Origin of the sequence: Pseudomonas reinekei (assembly GCF_001945365.1) — a bacterium.
GTDB lineage: Bacteria > Pseudomonadota > Gammaproteobacteria > Pseudomonadales > Pseudomonadaceae > Aquipseudomonas > Aquipseudomonas reinekei.
On sequence record NZ_MSTQ01000006.1, the window covers coordinates 253513 to 269606 of the forward strand.

Here is a 16094-nt window from a genome sequence, read left to right on the forward strand (position 1 = left end):
GGCTCAGGCGGCGAGGCGCAGGTTCTGCAGGATGATCGGTCGCGCCCAGCCATTATCGAAATCGAGTTGTTTCTGTTGCTCCACCAATTCCTCTGGTGAGAACGGCGGGAACGGTTTGTCCAGCAGATCGAGTTCGAACTCGGCAACCGGCAGGTGCAGCGGACGCGGTTGCGGGGCGGGGCCGGCTTCTGGCAACGGCTGACCGGCGGTCAACACGATCGGACGCACCCAGCCGCTTTCGAAATCCTGTTGTTTCTGTTGAGCGACGATTTCTTCCGCCGGGAACGGTGGGAACGGCTTGTCAGCCAGGTCCATTTCGAATTCGGCGATCGGCAGGAAGAGGGGCTCGGGCGGGCGAATCTCGTTGTCCTTCACATCGCATTCACGCTGGGAAACGATGTGCGCCAGCAGATCGCTGCCGACGGTGGGTTCAACCGGGCTTTCGATATCGACCGGTGGAAAGTTCAGCGATTCAGGCAGCACTGCACCCGACTGCTCGGCCAGCGCTCGGGCAAAGAAATCCTGCCAGATGTGGCTGACGCCGCTCAGTGCCTGGGTGTTTCGCAGGTTGTAGTCGCCGTAGGGCGAGATAAAACCTGAGATGGTGGGTTGAATGTCTGACATTTCTCTCGGTCGACGCTCAGCTCTGGCAAAATGCTCGATAGTTTTGTTATCGGCCGTTTTTGCCGATCATTAATTTTTTGAGCGTGTTTTCCGATGATTGATCAACCCGCGGCCTGCCGCATCCATGTCGAGGCGTTGAGCGCAGCCTTCGAACCACAAGCCGAGCAATGGGCCGAACGTCTGGGCCTGCCGCTGCAGGTGGATGAGGGTGAGTTCGCGTTGCAGGTGGGCGACCAGGGTTTACAGCTGCAACAGCTGGGGCCGGATGCACCGGGGCCGGTGCGGGTGGACTTCGTCGAGGGTGGCGCGGCGCATCGTCGTTTGTACGGCGGTGGCAGCGGGCAGATGATCGCCAAGGCTGTTGGCATCGCGCAGGGCGTGCGTCCGCGGGTGCTGGATGCCACGGCGGGGCTGGGCAAGGACGCATTCGTGCTGGCCAGCCTCGGCTGCGAGATGAGCCTGATCGAACGTCAGCCATTGATCGGCGCCTTGCTCGAGGATGGTCTGGCCCGTGGTGCGGAAGATTTCGAGGTGGCGCCGATCGTGGCGCGGATGCGTTTGCTCAAGGGCAACTCGATCGAGGTAATGCGCAACTGGGAAGGCGAGCCGCCGCAGGTGATCTATCTCGACCCGATGTTCCCGCACCGCGAGAAAACCGCGCTGGTGAAGAAGGAAATGCGCCTGTTCCGGCCGTTGGTGGGTGATGACCCGGATGCTCCGGCGTTGCTTGAAGCGGCTCTGGCCCTGGCCAGCCACCGGGTGGTGGTCAAGCGCCCACGCAAGGCGCCGAGTATCGAGGGGCCGAAGCCGAGTCACGCGCTGGATGGCAAGTCCAGTCGATATGACATCTACCCGAAGAAAGCGCTGAAGCCCTGAGACCGAGTCGCCCCATCGCGGGCAAGCCCGCTCCCACGGGGTTTGTGGTGGGCTCAAGAAATGAGATCACCCCGGACCCTGTGGGAGCTGGCTTGCCAGCGATAGCGCCTGTTCAGACACAACAATCCCGTCAGGCTCACTCAGGCCGATAAGCCCGCATGAACAACTCCACCACTTCCTGCACATGGCTCTCGGCGGCCTCGTCATCCAACGGTTCGCCACAGCCAAACAGCAAGCGGAAATTTGCTGCCCCCTTGAGCAGGCAGAAGAAGTGTTCCGCTGCATTGCGCGGTTTATTGATGCTCAGCACGCCACTCTGATCGATCTTGGTCAGCAACCGCTCCATGCCTTGCAACATGCGCTGGGGCCCCGCCTCGAAGAAGATCAGCGATAATTTCGGATCCTGGCTACCCAGGGCCATGATCAGGCGATGCAGGTTCAGCGACTCGTCACTGTTGATCAGATGATGAAAGCCGCGCGCGATGTTCAACAGCACGGTGTCCACCGAAACGCCTTCCGGCAATTCAAAAAACAGCGTCGGCAGTTGTTCTTCGCACTTGGCCATTACGGCGGCGGAGAACAGCGTTTCCTTGTCGTTGAAATGGCTGTAGACCGTCAGCTTCGACACCCCGGCCTCGGCTGCGACGGCATCCATGCTGGTGTTGGCATAACCCTTACTCAAAAACAGCGTTTTCGCCGCATCGAGAATGGCCTGGCGCTTGACCAAATCCTTGGGTCTGCCTGGGCCACTGGGTGCTGAAGGATTGTTCGACATATTCGCTTTTATTACTGGACTGGTGAGTTTGCTATTAATAACATACTCGTCAGTATAATTATTCCAAGCACCATTAGCGAAAGGTCCTTCACCATGTTCCGCTATGCCTTGCCCCTCGCATTGCCAGTCAGTCTGGCGTTTTTATTGACTGCGTGTGGTCACGACGAGGCGCCGCAGGTCAGCGTTCGCCCGGCCATTGTGGTTCAGCCAGAGGCTTCGACACAGGCGATGGAAAGCTATCCCGGTGAAGTCCGTGCCCGCTATGAACCGGATCTGGCGTTCCGCATCGGCGGCAAAGTCAGCCGACGACTGGTCGATGAGGGGCAGCGGGTCAAGGCCGATCAACCGCTGGCCGAGCTCGATCCCCAGGACGTACGCCTGCAACTGGAGGCCACCCGCGCCCAGGTCGCTGCCGCCGAAGCCAACCTGAACATGGTGCGCGCCGAGCGTGATCGCTATAAAACGTTGATGGATCGTCAGCTGGTCAGCCGCTCGCAGTACGACAATCACGAAAACCTTTACCGCTCCGGTGAAGCGCGTCTCAAGCAAATCAAAGCCGAATTCAACGTATCGACCAACCAGGCCAGTTACGCGGTGCTGCGTGCGCCGCAGGACGGCGTGGTGGCCAAGCGCTCGGTGGAAGTCGGGCAAGTGGTCGCGGCCGGGCAAACGGTGTTTACCCTGGCTACGGATGGCGAGCGCGAAGTGTTGATCAGCCTGCCGGAACAGAGCTTCGGCCGTTTCAAGGTGGGTCAGCCAGTGTCGGTGGAACTGTGGACGCAACCGGATCAGCGTTTCGCCGGGCGCATTCGTGAACTGTCGCCTGCGGCCGATCCAAAGTCCCGCACCTTCGCCGCTCGCATCGCATTCACCGGTGGCAAGGTGGCGGCCGAACTTGGCCAGAGCGCCCGGGTGTTCGTGCAGACGGCCGAAGCCGCGCCTTTGTCAGTGCCGCTTTCTGCACTGACGGCGGAAAATGGCGTGACGTATGTCTGGGTCGTCAGCGCCAATAACACCTTGAAAAGGACCCCGGTGCGGGTCGGTGCCTTCGGCGAGAAAACCGTGCCGGTGCTCGAAGGCCTCAACGCCAGCGACTGGGTAGTGGCCGCTGGCGTCCATGTGCTTCTCGACGGGCAACAAGTGCGCCCGGTGGATCGCTCCAACCGCGTGGTCAACCTGGCCGACAAGGAGTAATCCCCGATGGGTTTCAATCTTTCCGCGTGGGCGTTGCGCAACCGTCAGATCGTACTGTTCCTGATGCTCTTGCTGGCGATCGTTGGCGCACTGTCCTACACCAAACTCGGCCAAAGCGAAGACCCGCCGTTCACCTTCAAGGCCATGGTGATCCGCACCAACTGGCCGGGGGCGACCGCGCAGGAAGTCTCGCGCCAGGTCACCGAGCGCATTGAAAAGAAGCTGATGGAAACCGGCGAGTACGAGCGCATCGTTTCGTTCTCCCGCCCGGGCGAATCCCAGGTGACGTTCATTGCCCGCGACTCCATGCACTCGGTGGACATCCCGGAACTCTGGTATCAGGTGCGCAAGAAGGTCAGCGACATCCGCCATACTTTGCCGCCGGGAATTCAAGGGCCGTTTTTCAACGATGAATTCGGCACCACCTTCGGCAACATCTACGCCCTCACCGGCGATGGATTCGACTACGCCGTGCTCAAGGATTACGCGGACCGCATTCAGATCCAGCTGCAACGGGTCAAGGATGTGGGCAAGGTCGAACTGCTCGGGCTGCAGGATGAAAAGATCTGGATCGAACTCTCCAACGTCAAACTCGCCACCCTCGGCTTGCCGTTGGCGGCGGTGCAGCAGGCGCTTGAAGAACAGAACGCGGTGTCCACCGCTGGCTTCTTCGAAACCAGCAGCGAGCGATTGCAGCTACGAGTCTCGGGGAATTTTCAGACAGTCGATGAGATAAGAAACTTTCCGATACGGGTCGGTGACCGGACCTTCCGCATCTCCGATGTGGCTGACGTGCGCCGTGGGTTCAACGATCCGCCGGCACCGCGCATGCGCTTCATGGCAGAGAACGCCATTGGACTTGCGGTAGCGATGAAGGACGGCGGCGACATCCTTGTGCTGGGCAAGGCACTGGAAGTCGAATTCGACCGCATCCAGAAAAACCTCCCGGCCGGGATGCAGTTGCGCAAGGTGTCCGATCAGCCCGCCGCCGTGAAAACCGGTGTCGGCGAGTTCGTCCAGGTACTGGTTGAAGCGCTGGCTATCGTGCTGCTGGTGAGCTTCTTCTCCCTTGGCGTGCGCACCGGCATGGTGGTGGCGCTGGCGATTCCGCTGGTGTTGGCGATGACCTTCGCCTGCATGTATTACCTGGGCATCGGTCTGCACAAGATTTCCCTCGGTGCGCTGGTGTTGGCCCTGGGCTTGCTGGTGGACGACGCGATCATCGCCGTGGAAATGATGGCGATCAAAATGGAGCAGGGCTTCGACCGGATCAAAGCCGCGAGCTACGCCTGGACCAGCACCGCGTTCCCGATGCTCACCGGCACGCTGATCACGGCGGCCGGTTTCCTGCCGATTGCCACGGCGCAGTCGGGCACAGGCGAATACACCCGCTCGATCTTCGAAGTGGTGACCATCGCGCTGTTGGCGTCGTGGGTGGCGGCGGTATTGTTTGTGCCTTATTTGGGGGAAAAACTCCTGCCGGATCTGGCGAAAATACACGCCGCCAAACACGGTGCCGGCCAACCCGATCCCTACGCTACGCCGTTTTATCAGCGTGTTCGGTGCCTGGTGGAATGGTGCGTCCGTTGGCGCAAAACCGTGATCACCGCGACCGTTGTGCTGTTCATTGCCTCCATCGTGCTGTTCCGCTTCGTACCGCAACAATTCTTCCCGGCATCCGGCCGTCTGGAACTGATGGTCGACCTGAAACTGGCCGAAGGCGCTTCCCTGAGCAACACCGCCGATGAGGTCAAGCGCCTCGAAGCACTGCTCAAGGACAAGGCCGGGATCGACAACTACGTGGCTTACGTGGGTACCGGTTCGCCGCGTTTCTACCTGCCACTGGATCAGCAACTGCCTGCGGCGAGCTTCGCCCAGTTTGTCGTGTTGGCGAAAACCATCGAGGAGCGCGAAAGCCTGCGCACCTGGCTGATCGCAACGCTCAACGAGCAATTCCCGACCTTGCGCTCACGGGTGACACGTCTGGAAAACGGTCCGCCGGTTGGCTATCCGGTGCAGTTCCGGGTCACGGGTGAACACATCGAGGAAGTCAGGGCGCTGGCGCGCAAAGTCGCGGCCAAGGTTCGCGAGAACCCGCACGTGTCCAACGTCCACCTGGATTGGGAAGAACCGAGCAAAGTCGTCTATCTGAACATCGATCAGGACCGCGCCCGGGCGCTCGGCGTGAGCACGGCGAACCTGTCGAAGTTCCTGCAAAGCTCGCTGACCGGTTCCAGCGTCAGCCAGTACCGCGAAGACAACGAATTGATCGAGATCCTGTTGCGCGGCACCTTGCATGAGCGCACCGAGTTGTCGTTGCTGCCAAGCCTGGCGGTACCGACCGACAACGGTCGCAGCGTGGCGCTGTCGCAGATTGCGACGCTGGAGTACGGCTTTGAAGAGGGGGTGATCTGGCATCGCAACCGCCTGCCGAACGTCACCGTTCGTGCCGATATTTATGGCAAGGAGCAACCGGCGACGCTGGTGCAGCAGATCATGCCGACGCTCGATCCGATTCGCGCTGAATTGCCGGATGGCTATTTGCTGGATGTGGGTGGCACCGTCGAGGATTCGGCCCGCGGGCAGAACTCGGTGAAGGCGGGCGTGCCGTTGTTCATCGTGGTGGTGCTGACCTTGCTGATGCTGCAGTTGCGCAGCTTCTCGCGCACGGCGATGGTGTTTCTGACGGCACCGTTGGGGCTGATCGGGGTGACGCTGTTCTTGATGGTGTTCCGTCAGCCGTTCGGTTTTGTCGCGATGCTCGGGACCATCGCATTGTCCGGAATGATCATGCGTAACTCGGTGATTCTGGTGGATCAGATCGAGCAGGATATCGCGGCGGGGCTCAAGCCCTGGGAGGCGATTATCGAGGCAACGGTGCGGCGGTTCCGGCCGATCGTGTTGACGGCGCTGGCGGCGGTTCTGGCGATGATTCCGCTGTCGCGCAGCGTGTTTTTCGGGCCGATGGCGGTGGCGATCATGGGCGGGCTGATTGTGGCGACGGCGTTGACGCTACTGTTTTTGCCGGCGCTCTATGCAGCCTGGTTTCGGGTCAAGAAAGAACCGGTTTGATGGTTGGAGCGTGTGCACCTGCAGGAGCTGACGCAGTCAGCGGCAGCTCCTGTTACAGGGGATCGGTGTTGATATTTACAGGGTACCAAACACCTTCTTCGCCAAACTGGTCGCCGCAGCCGCCGGGTTCTGGCGGATGGTTTCTTCCTGTTTGCCGATCATCTCGAACAGGCCATTCAGCGCTTGTTCGGTGACGTAGCTTTCGATGTTGGCATTTTTGGTATCGATCACGCCCATGGTTGCGGCTTGCCCGGCGAACGAGTTGTACTGCTTGGCCAGGCCCACCTGGTCGGTGGCCTGCTTGACGATCGGCAGGAACTTGGCGCGGATCTGTTCGCGGCTGGTTTTGTTCAGGTATTGCGTAGCCGAATCGTTGCCGCCGCCGAGGATGCCCTTGGCGTCTTCCACGGACATTTTCTTCACTGCATCGACGAGGATCGGCTGGGCCTGGGTCACGGCGGTTTCAGCGGCTTTGTTCATGCTGATTTCCAGCTGATCGACCTGGTCGCCCATGCCGAACTGTTTCATTTTGCTGGCGACCTTGCCCAGCTTGCCCGGCAGCTCGATTTTCACATCCGGGTTGTTGCTGAAACCACCTGGAGTGCCGAGTTGTTTCACGGCCAGTTGTGCGCCTTGGGTCAAGGCGTCCTTGAGCCCGCCGGTGGCGTCTTTTTGCGACAGGTCGCTGAGGGACAGCGCCAGGGCACTGGCGGAAATCATCAAACCTGCACACAGGCCGGCGAAGCGTAGGGTTGGGCGGAACATGGCAACTTCCTTTTTCGAGAAAGACACTCAGCGGGCCGGGTCGACACGGACCTTCACTGGCTGTGGATCGGTACCGTCCAGGCGCACGGCATGATTTTCGGTGGTAATGAACATCAACTGACCGTCGACCTCAATGCGGGCACTGACTGAGTAACGGTGGTCAGGTTCTATCTTCAGCGGGTCGTAGCTGAGATGGAACGCCAATGGTACCTGACCTTTTACCGGGCCTCGTTGTTCGTCGATGACCTTCGCCGGGGCGTCGGCGAGGGAGATGTCCTGCAGGCTGACGCTGAGGGTCGCGTTCGGTGGCAGGGCGATGCGTTGCAGGTAGAAAACCTCGCCATCGAGGCTGGCTTTGGCGGCGGGATGCATGGATTGGCAGGCTCCCAGTAGAGCAGTCATGGCCAATAGCGAAAGTTTTTTCACTGGAGAACTCCTTTCAAAATGGGAGCAGGCTTGCTCCCACATGTTTTTGCGTCAGGGCTCGGGCTGCACGGCAGGCTGGTCCGCCGCATCTTCACTGCGATGCAACGCCACCTGACGGATCGACAAGCGAATCTCCGCTGGCAGTACCCGTTTGGCTGCACCTTCGGCCAGTTCGCCGAGCAATTCGTGATAACTCAGCTTGCCGGCTTCATCGCGCTTGAGCACGTCGAGATCGAGCAGGGTCTGGATGAAGTGGCGGAACAGGCTCTTGTCGAAGAACTCCGGGGCGTTCAAACCATGCAGGATCGACAGGCGCTGGGCCATGACCGTACACAGGTCTTCCAGCTCTTCGGCACTGATGCTGTTCTGGCCGCTGTTGAGCAGCAGGGACACGGTCATGTAGAAGCGCTGCAAGGTCTGGGCGATGCTCTTCGACAGCAGGGTCAGCAGAACGAAATGCCGCGAACTTGGTGCCGGACGCAGGTAGACGTCGTTCTCGAAACGCAGCAGGCCTTGCTCGACGAACGCTTCCAGCCATTGATCGATCACCGCATCGAGCTCTTCCAGCGACCAGCGAATGAACAGCTCCGCCTGCAGGTAGGGATACAGTGCGCGGGTGTAGCGCAGGATCTGCTCGCGGCTCATGCGCGACGCACTCTGGAAGAAGCTCGCCAGCAGCGCCGGCAGCGCGAAGATGTGCAGCACGTTGTTGCGGTAGTAGGTCATCAGGACGGCGTTCTGCTCATCCAGATACAGAATCTTGCCCAGCGCATCGCTCTGCTCGGACAGCAAGTCCATGTCCTTGACGTGTTCGATCAGCGCGCGACCGTCGCCTTCCGGCAACGTGGTGTGCGGTGAGTACGGCACCTTGCGCAACAGCGCCAGATACAAGTCCAGCACCCGCGCCATCGCGCGGTCATCCAGGGCCAGGCGGCTGGTGGACAGCAGCGCCAGCGCGACCAGGTTCACCGGATTGATCGCCGCCGCTTCGTTGAGATGCTGTGCGACTTTCTCGCCAAGGCGGTTGGTGGTTTCGTTGAGCCAGGCTGGTTTGAACTGTGGGCCGAGTTCCTGTTGGCGCCAGTCGGGTTGCTCGCTGTCGAGGAATTGCGCCAGTTTGATCGGCTCACCGAAGTTCACCGCCACCTGGCCGAAACGCTGCTTGAGGGCGCCGATCACTTTGAAAATATCGAAGATCGATTCTTTCTTTTTGCTCGCACCGCGCAACTCGCCCAGGTAGGTCCGGCCTTCCAGCACGCGCTCATAGCCGATGTACACCGGCACGAAGACGATCGGCATGCGTGAGGAGCGCAGGAAGCTGCGCAGGGTGATCGCGAGCATCCCGGTTTTCGGTTGCAGCATGCGACCGGTGCGGGAGCGACCGCCCTCGACGAAGTATTCCACCGGGAAACCCTTGGTGAACAGGGTATGCAGGTATTCGTTGAACACCGAGGTGTAGAGCGGGTTGCCCTTGAACGTGCGGCGCATGAAGAACGCACCGCCACGGCGCAGCAGGCTGCCGATCACCGGCATGTTCAGGTTGATCCCGGCGGCAATGTGCGGCGGGGTCAGGCCGTTGCGGAACAGCAGATAGGAGAGCAGCAGGTAGTCGATGTGGCTCCGGTGGCACGGCACGTAGATCACTTCGTGACCCTGGGCGACCTGCTGCACACCTTCGATGTGGTTGACCTTGATGCCGTCGTAGATCTTGTTCCAGAACCAGCTCAGCACCACTTCGAGGAAACGAATGGCCGTGTAGGTGTAGTCCGAGGCGATCTCGTTGCCGTAGCGCAGGGCCTGGGCCTTGGCTTTCTCCGGCGAGATGTTCTCGCGCTCGGCCTCATCGAGGATCGCTTGCCTGACCAATGGCTGATTGAGCAGACCTTTGACCAGGTTGCGCCGGTGGGAAATGTCCGGGCCAATGACGGCGGCTTTCAGGTTGCGAAAGTGCACCCGCAGGATGCGTTGGGCCATGCGCACGGTGCGCTCGTGACCCTTGTTGTGCTCGATCAGTTCGCGCAAGTGAATCGGCGCGGAGAACTGCACGCGGGTCTTGCGCCCCAGTACGATGATGCTGAGCAGGCGCCGCAAGCGGCCGGTGACGGCCCAGCTGTCGGCGAACAACAGTTTCCACGGACTCGATTCGCTGTCGGGCGACTGGCCCCAGAACACGCTGACCGGAATGATCTGCGCGTCTTCGGCGGCGTTCTGGCTCAAGGCGCTGACCAGCCGGGTCAGGGCCGGCGGTGCGCCGCGCTTGTCCTGGCGGCCAAGCCAGTCGGGATCGGGTGTCAGGTAGAAGAACGCCGCAGGTTCCAGCAGATTGCCCACCGATACGGGCAGCACCGGGCGCGGCAGACCGGCCTTGGTGCATTCGGTGTCGACCACGGCAAGGTCGGTCAGCGAAGGGTTTTGCAGGACGTAGAACACCGGGCGACTGCGGTCGAGGTTGAGGGTGAACGACGACTGGTTGATCGTCTCCGAGCGAACCCAGAGGTACAACAGTCGGCGCAGGGTGCCAAACACAAGACGGCGGAACGGGGAGCGGGTCATACGGCTTCTGCATGAGTGAATAAAACCGAGCGTTTGCTCGGGAGGGCGATAGTGTGCCGGATTCGTCGAAAATCGGCAAAAAAGCAGTCAACCAATCTGTAGTTGAGAGTTTCTGTGCCTGTCATATACTCGGCCGCTCAAAATAAAAACAAGGGGGTACTGACATGGCTACGCGCGAAACCGGCAATGTGAAGTGGTTCAACGACGCCAAGGGCTACGGCTTTATTCAACGCGAGGACGGGGTGGACGTGTTCGTGCATTACCGCGCGATTCGCGGTGAAGGCCACCGTTCGCTGACCGAAGGCCAGCAGGTTGAATATGCGGTGGTGACCGGCGAGAAGGGCTTGCAGGCCGAAGACGTCGTCGGCTTGTAAGAAGACCTTGTAGGAGCTGGCTTGCCAGCGATGACGGAGTGTCAGGCAGACGGCGTCGTCATGATCGCCAGCAAGCCGGCTCCTACAGGTTTAAGTTGCTCTCGGATTACGCGGTTTTCCAGGTGATCTCTTCTTCACCATCGGCGCTGATGCGAATCCAGCGATCCGCCGTCTCTTCACCTTCTTCCTCGACCCAGCTGCCCGGCGCGCAACGCACTTCGACGTTCAGTGCGGCAAACGCAGCGCGGGCGCAAGCGATGTCGTCTTCCCACGGCGTCTGGTCGCTTTCCAGGTACAGGCTGTTCCACTTTCCTACGGCTTTTGGTAACCAGGTCACCGGCACGTTACCGGCCTTGCATTTGTAGGTCTGGCCTTTCTGGACCCAGTCCGTGCACGGACCCAACGCGGCACCGAGCCAGGCCGAGATGGCTTTGTGGTCGACGTCGGCGTCTTTCAGGTAAATTTCGATATCGGGTTGGCGCATGGATGTCCTCACTGCGTGTCTGAAAAATCCATTCGCGGATTTAGCCGGCCCCGGGCACGTGCCCGAGGTCAAAGGGTTATTGAAGAACGAAGTAATCGTAGCGCATCGATACGGTGGTCTCGAACGGCTCGACCTGCTCGATCACCGCCGCACGACGCTCGGCGCTGGCGCGCCAGCCGTGGGGTGTCATCGCCAACAGGTTGGCGCGGTCCTGGCCACTGACCAGCGTCAGCTTGAACGTCAGCGTCTCGCTGTGCGCCAGGGTCATGCCTTCCGGCACCAGGTCCAGGTGCTTGTCGTCAATGTATTCACGGACTTCGTCGTACAGACGCTCACGCAATTCCATCAGGTGGCCGCTGGTCGGTCCAACTTTCATCAGACCGCCGCCGGGGCTGAGCAGGCGTTTCGCTTCATCCCAGTCCAGCGGACTGAAAACACTGGCCAGGAACTGGCAGCTACCAGAAGCCAATGGCACCCGTGCCATGCTGGCGATCAACCAGGTCAGTTTCGGATTGCGTTTGCAGGCGCGTTTGACTGCTTCGCGGGAAATGTCCAGGGCGTAGCCTTCGGCATCCGGCAAGGCATCGGCGATTTGCGCGGTGTAGTAACCCTCGCCACAACCGATGTCGAGCCAGCGTTGCGGCGCATAGCTCGCCGCCAACTCGGCCAGACGCTTGGCCACCGGCGCGTAGTGCCCGGCGTTCAGGAAGTCGCGGCGGGCTTCGACCATCGCCTGGTTATCCCCGGGGTCACGGCTGTTCTTGTGCTGCACTGGCAACAGGTTCAGGTAACCCTGACGCGCGCGGTCGAAACGATGCCCGGCGGGGCAGGCCACGCCGTTGTCCACCGCGTTGAGCGGTTCGCTGCAGATCGGACACGCGAGCATCAGGCGAGCAACTTGATCAGGGTCTGATAGTAGATTTCGGTCAGCACATCGAGGTCGGCCGCCAATACCCGCTCGTTGACCTGGTGGATGGTGGCGTTGACCGGCCCCAACTCAACCACTTGCGTGCCCATGGTCGCAATAAAACGCCCGTCGGAAGTGCCACCGCTGGTGGACGCTTTGGTCTCGCGGCCCGTGATGTCCTTGATGCTCGACGACACCGCGTCGAGCAGTGCGCCTGGTTCGGTGAGGAACGGCAGGCCGGACAGAGCCCAGTCGATGTGCCAGTCCAGGGCGTGCTTGTCGAGGATGTCGGCGACGCGCTTTTGCAGGCCTTCAACGGTGGACTCGGTGGAAAAGCGGAAGTTGAACACCGCCACCAGGTCACCCGGAATCACGTTGGTCGCGCCGGTGCCGGAATTGAGGTTGGAGATCTGGAAACTGGTCGGCGGGAAGAAATCGTTGCCGTGGTCCCAGTGCTCGGCGGCCAGTTCGGCCAGTGCCGGGGCAGCGAGGTGGATCGGGTTTTTCGCCAGGTGCGGATAAGCCACATGGCCCTGCTTGCCGCGCACGGTCAGCCTGGCGCCGAGGGAGCCGCGACGACCGTTCTTTACCACGTCGCCCACCAGCGTGGTGCTCGACGGTTCGCCGACGATGCACCAGTCCAGACGCTCCTTGCGCGCCGCCAGACGTTCAACCACAGCCTTGGTGCCGTGATGCGCCGGGCCTTCTTCGTCGCTGGTGATCAGGAACGCGACCTTGCCCTTGTGATCCGGGTAGTCGGCGACAAAGCGCTCGGCGGCCACGGTCATCGATGCCAGGCTGCCTTTCATGTCCGCCGCGCCACGGCCGCAGAGCATGCCGTGTTCGTCGATCAGCGCGTTGAACGGGTCGATCTGCCAGGCGGCTACCGGGCCGGTCGGCACTACGTCGGTGTGGCCGGCGAAGCACAGCACCGGGCCGTCGTGTTTGCCGTGGGTGGCCCAGAAGTTATCCACATCTTCGATGCGCATCGGCTCGAGTGCAAAACCGGCATCGCCCAGGCGCTGCATCATCTGCTTCTGGCAATCGGCGTCGACCGGCGTCACGGACGGACGGCGGATCAGGTCGATGGCGAGTTGGAGGGTCGGCGAAAGGTCGGCGTGGGCCGTCATGGAAAACTCCGGAAATCATGGAATATGGGCTTGGGGATGCATGTGGGAGCGAGCCTGCTCGCGAAAGCAGTGTGTCAGTCACTCTGAACATTGATTGTGACAACGCATTCGCGAGCAGGCTCGCTCCCACAGGTCTCGGGTTCGGATGGAAACCGCACGCCGCCAAGCCCTGCAAAATGGCGGTTATCTTAAAGCAAAACGGCGACCATTGGCCGCCGTTTAGTGCATCCGCCGATATTTAGACGGCAGGTACCGTTTCAGCTTTGGATGCCGGTTTCGGCAGCGACGACAGGAACGCCATGATCAGCGCCGCGAGGTAAGGCAGCGACTGCACCAGCAACATGGTTACCCAGAAGCGCATGTCATTGCTCGGCATGCCGTTGACCAGGAAGATCCCCAGCGCCGCGCCCCATAGCAGCAGCATGATGAACACCTCTTCGCGAGCTTCCGAAATCGCCACCCAGAAGCCGTGGTTATCGGCATTCTTCGGCGTACGGAAGAACGGAATGCTGCTGGTGAAAAAGCCGTACAGCACCGCTTTGGCGATGGTGTGCGACAACGCCAGCCCGGCCAGCGCCGCGCAGAACGCATCTTTGAGATTCACGCCCACCGCACGGCGGTAGAGGAAGATGATCTTGCCGACCTTGAACACGAACAGCGCCAGAGGCGGGATCGCGAAAATCAGCAGCGGCGGATCGACCCGTTGCGGCACGATGATCATCGCCGCCGACCACAACAACGCGCCGACGGTGAAGAAGATGTTCATGCCGTCCGCCACCCACGGCAACCAACCCGCGAGGAAGTGATAGCGCTGGCCCCGGGTCAGTTCGGTGTCCTTGCCGCGCAGCAGGCTGGCGGTGTGCCGCTTGATGATCTGAATCGCACCGTAGGCCCAGCGGAAGCGCTGCTTCTTGAAGTCGATAAAGGTATCTGGCATCAGGCCCTTGCCGTAGCTGTCGTGGTAGTACGCCGCCGACAAGCCTTTTTCGAACACGCGCAGGCCCAGTTCGGCGTCTTCACAAATGCACCAGTCAGCCCAGCCGAGTTCTTCGAGCACCGAGCGACGGGTCATGGTCATGGTGCCGTGCTGGATGATCGCGTCGCGGTCGTTGCGGGTGACCATGCCGATGTGGAAGAAGCCTTTGTATTCCGCGTAGCAGAGCTTCTTGAAAGTGCTTTCGTTCTGGTCGCGATAGTCCTGCGGCGACTGCACCACGGCGATTTTCGGATCGGCGAAGTGCGGCACCATGTGCTTGAGCCAGTTCGGATGCACGCAGTAATCGGAGTCGATCACCGCGATCACTTCCGCGTCCTTGGCGGTGTGCGGAATCAGGTAGTTCAACGCGCCGCCCTTGAAACCGGCCAGTGGCGCAACGTGGAAGAACTTGAAGCGCGGGCCGAGGGTTTCGCAATAGTCGCGGACCGGTTCCCACACCGCCGGATCCTTGGTGTTGTTGTCGATGATCAGGACTTCGAAGTCCGGATAGTCGAGGTTGGCCAAGGCGTTGAGGGTCTGTTTGACCATCTCCGGCGGCTCGTTGTAGCACGGCACATGGATCGAGACTTTCGGGCGGTACGTGGAATCGCCTTCGACCGGCAGGAACTCGCGCCGGCGTTTTTGGACCCACACGGCCTCTGCCAGCTCATGGGCTTCGGTGAGCAACACGATGAACACACCGAGCGCACCGAGAGCGAGCAGGAATCCGACCGTCAGGCTGAACCAGGTGCTGTATTGCTGGCTGTAGTCATAACCGATCCACACTAGCACCGAACCGCACAGGAACGCGATAAAGGTCAGGAAGGTCCGGCCACGTTGGCGCAGGGCCGAACCGTCGATCATCAACAGGGTCAGCGATAGCAGCGCCAGCACCACGGAACCGATGGCCAGCACGCGCCATTGCGGAATCGCCACTACCGGGCCTTCGAAATTGAATTTCTGCTGGCGCGCGGCGTTGAACACGCCCCAATAGGCGCCCACCGACCCTTCGTCGCTGGCCTTCCAAGGCTGGTCAAACGCTTCGATCACGAAGTAGTTGAAGCCCTGGCGGTTGAGCTTGTTGACCAGCGTGCGCAGGTAGATCGCCTGATCCGCCGGCGACGCATCGGCGCCACCGCGCATACGGCCGTTGCTCGGCCAACCCACTTCGGACAGCAGCAGGGGTTTTTTCGGGAACATCTTTTTCAGGTCGCGGGCGCGGTCGAGGACGAACTGCCCGGCCTTGTCCATCGGAATGAACTCCCAGTACGGCAGGACGTGCGCGGCAATCAGGTCGACGTGCTTGGCCAGTTCCGGGTGTTCTTCCCAGACGTGCCACTGTTCGGAAGTGGTCACCGGCACTTTCACGGCAGCACGGACGCGGTCCAGCAGAACGCTGAGCTCCTGGGCGGTGATTTCCTTGCGGAAGATCGCTTCGTTACCGACCACCACGCGAACCACGCTGCGCGAGGAATTGGCGATTTCGATGGCGCGGGTGATTTCCCGTTCGTTGCGTTCCTGGTCCGGGCTGATCCAGATCCCCAGCGTTACCCGCAGACCGAATTCTTCCGCCAGTTTAGGGATGTTCTCCAGTGTCCCGTCGACCGAGTAAGTACGGATGTTGTCCGTCAGCTTGCTCATGATCTCCAGGTCGCGACGCATTTGATCGTCGGTCGGGTACTGTTCTTTTTGTGGGAATTGGCCTTGCTGGAACGGCGAATACGAGAAGCCGGAGATTTGTTCAGGCCAGTTGGGAGCGGTGACCGGGCGATTGATCAACGCCCAGAAGCCGGTAAACAAGGCAGCGATGGCGAGCACTACCACCAGGTTGAGTCCAAATTTACGCGATGACATAGCTATTTCGGGTTCCAAAGACTGTGGAACAAATGAACGGTCGGCGGCCGCAGAAGGGCGCGCATCCTACACTGGCGCTTCACT

General features: G+C 60.8%; 13 protein-coding genes. 4 read left to right on the plus strand and 9 right to left on the minus strand.

What is annotated here, in order from left to right:
* Positions 1–3 precede the first annotated feature (3 nt).
* On the minus strand, positions 4–624 hold the full coding sequence (locus BVK86_RS12470) for an energy transducer TonB (RefSeq protein WP_075946721.1): 621 nt from the start codon (positions 622–624) through the stop codon (positions 4–6).
* A gap of 93 nt (positions 625–717) precedes the next feature.
* Here BVK86_RS12470 and BVK86_RS12475 point away from each other — a divergent pair, with 93 nt between their 5' ends.
* Positions 718–1500 (plus strand): class I SAM-dependent methyltransferase, encoded by a 783-nt coding sequence (locus BVK86_RS12475; protein WP_075946722.1) that lies wholly within the window; start codon positions 718–720, stop codon positions 1498–1500.
* A 136-nt stretch (positions 1501–1636) separates the two neighbouring features.
* Here the strand turns inward: BVK86_RS12475 and BVK86_RS12480 are convergent, their stop codons facing one another.
* On the minus strand, positions 1637–2275 hold the full coding sequence (locus BVK86_RS12480; RefSeq protein ID WP_075946723.1) for a TetR/AcrR family transcriptional regulator: 639 nt from the start codon (positions 2273–2275) through the stop codon (positions 1637–1639).
* A 93-nt stretch (positions 2276–2368) separates the two neighbouring features.
* Here BVK86_RS12480 and BVK86_RS12485 point away from each other — a divergent pair, with 93 nt between their 5' ends.
* Together BVK86_RS12485 and BVK86_RS12490 are read left to right on the plus strand one after the other, a co-directional pair.
* On the plus strand, positions 2369–3469 hold the full coding sequence (locus BVK86_RS12485) for an efflux RND transporter periplasmic adaptor subunit (RefSeq protein WP_075946724.1): 1101 nt from the start codon (positions 2369–2371) through the stop codon (positions 3467–3469).
* A 6-nt stretch (positions 3470–3475) separates the two neighbouring features.
* Positions 3476–6541: an efflux RND transporter permease subunit gene (locus BVK86_RS12490; RefSeq protein ID WP_075946725.1), complete on the plus strand. Its 3066-nt coding sequence runs from the start codon at positions 3476–3478 to the stop codon at positions 6539–6541.
* A 75-nt stretch (positions 6542–6616) separates the two neighbouring features.
* Here BVK86_RS12490 and BVK86_RS12495 read toward each other — a convergent pair whose 3' ends face one another.
* Genes BVK86_RS12495 through plsB form a run of 3 tightly spaced genes read right to left on the minus strand, consistent with a single transcriptional unit; the run spans position 6617 to position 10285 of the window.
* Positions 6617–7306 (minus strand): DUF4197 domain-containing protein, encoded by a 690-nt coding sequence (locus tag BVK86_RS12495; RefSeq protein WP_075946726.1) that lies wholly within the window; start codon positions 7304–7306, stop codon positions 6617–6619.
* Positions 7307–7333: 27 nt separating this feature from the next.
* Positions 7334–7732, minus strand: coding sequence for a YbaY family lipoprotein (locus BVK86_RS12500; protein WP_075946727.1), 399 nt, complete (start codon positions 7730–7732; stop codon positions 7334–7336).
* A 51-nt stretch (positions 7733–7783) separates the two neighbouring features.
* The gene (plsB, locus tag BVK86_RS12505; RefSeq protein ID WP_075946728.1) at positions 7784–10285 is read right to left on the minus strand and encodes a glycerol-3-phosphate 1-O-acyltransferase PlsB; all 2502 of its coding nucleotides are present in this window, start codon (positions 10283–10285) and stop codon (positions 7784–7786) included.
* 164 nt (positions 10286–10449) lie between these two features.
* On the opposite strand from plsB, the gene BVK86_RS12510 reads away from it, so the two are divergent.
* The gene (locus BVK86_RS12510) at positions 10450–10659 is read left to right on the plus strand and encodes a cold-shock protein (protein ID WP_007964248.1); all 210 of its coding nucleotides are present in this window, start codon (positions 10450–10452) and stop codon (positions 10657–10659) included.
* Positions 10660–10765: 106 nt separating this feature from the next.
* On the opposite strand, the gene BVK86_RS12515 is transcribed toward BVK86_RS12510, so the two are convergent.
* From BVK86_RS12515 to BVK86_RS12530, 4 genes are all read right to left on the minus strand, one after another.
* Positions 10766–11143 (minus strand): hypothetical protein, encoded by a 378-nt coding sequence (locus BVK86_RS12515; protein ID WP_020799880.1) that lies wholly within the window; start codon positions 11141–11143, stop codon positions 10766–10768.
* A 76-nt stretch (positions 11144–11219) separates the two neighbouring features.
* Complete coding sequence (locus tag BVK86_RS12520; protein WP_075946729.1) at positions 11220–12029, minus strand: putative RNA methyltransferase; 810 nt, start codon at positions 12027–12029, stop codon at positions 11220–11222.
* A complete protein-coding gene (dapE, locus tag BVK86_RS12525) occupies positions 12029–13180 on the minus strand; it encodes a succinyl-diaminopimelate desuccinylase (RefSeq protein WP_075946730.1) in 1152 nt (383 codons plus the stop codon). The genes BVK86_RS12520 and dapE overlap by 1 nt, the downstream gene beginning before the upstream one ends.
* Positions 13181–13418: 238 nt before the next feature.
* The gene (locus BVK86_RS12530; protein WP_075946731.1) at positions 13419–16010 is read right to left on the minus strand and encodes a glycosyltransferase; all 2592 of its coding nucleotides are present in this window, start codon (positions 16008–16010) and stop codon (positions 13419–13421) included.
* Positions 16011–16094: the final 84 nt, after the last annotated feature.

Excerpts from the sequence above, each read along its gene's own strand:
- BVK86_RS12530 (WP_075946731.1), bottom strand. The coding sequence starts at position 16,010 with ATGTCATCGCGTAAATTTGGACTCAACCTGGTGGTAGTGCTCGCCATC.
- BVK86_RS12480 (WP_075946723.1), bottom strand. The coding sequence starts at position 2,275 with ATGTCGAACAATCCTTCAGCACCCAGTGGCCCAGGCAGACCCAAGGAT.
- BVK86_RS12485 (WP_075946724.1), top strand. The coding sequence starts at position 2,369 with ATGTTCCGCTATGCCTTGCCCCTCGCATTGCCAGTCAGTCTGGCGTTT.
- BVK86_RS12510 (WP_007964248.1), top strand. The coding sequence starts at position 10,450 with ATGGCTACGCGCGAAACCGGCAATGTGAAGTGGTTCAACGACGCCAAG.
- plsB (WP_075946728.1), bottom strand. The coding sequence starts at position 10,285 with ATGACCCGCTCCCCGTTCCGCCGTCTTGTGTTTGGCACCCTGCGCCGA.
- BVK86_RS12495 (WP_075946726.1), bottom strand. The coding sequence starts at position 7,306 with ATGTTCCGCCCAACCCTACGCTTCGCCGGCCTGTGTGCAGGTTTGATG.
- BVK86_RS12515 (WP_020799880.1), bottom strand. The coding sequence starts at position 11,143 with ATGCGCCAACCCGATATCGAAATTTACCTGAAAGACGCCGACGTCGAC.
- BVK86_RS12490 (WP_075946725.1), top strand. The coding sequence starts at position 3,476 with ATGGGTTTCAATCTTTCCGCGTGGGCGTTGCGCAACCGTCAGATCGTA.
- BVK86_RS12475 (WP_075946722.1), top strand. The coding sequence starts at position 718 with ATGATTGATCAACCCGCGGCCTGCCGCATCCATGTCGAGGCGTTGAGC.
- dapE (WP_075946730.1), bottom strand. The coding sequence starts at position 13,180 with ATGACGGCCCACGCCGACCTTTCGCCGACCCTCCAACTCGCCATCGAC.
- BVK86_RS12470 (WP_075946721.1), bottom strand. The coding sequence starts at position 624 with ATGTCAGACATTCAACCCACCATCTCAGGTTTTATCTCGCCCTACGGC.
- BVK86_RS12520 (WP_075946729.1), bottom strand. The coding sequence starts at position 12,029 with ATGCTCGCGTGTCCGATCTGCAGCGAACCGCTCAACGCGGTGGACAAC.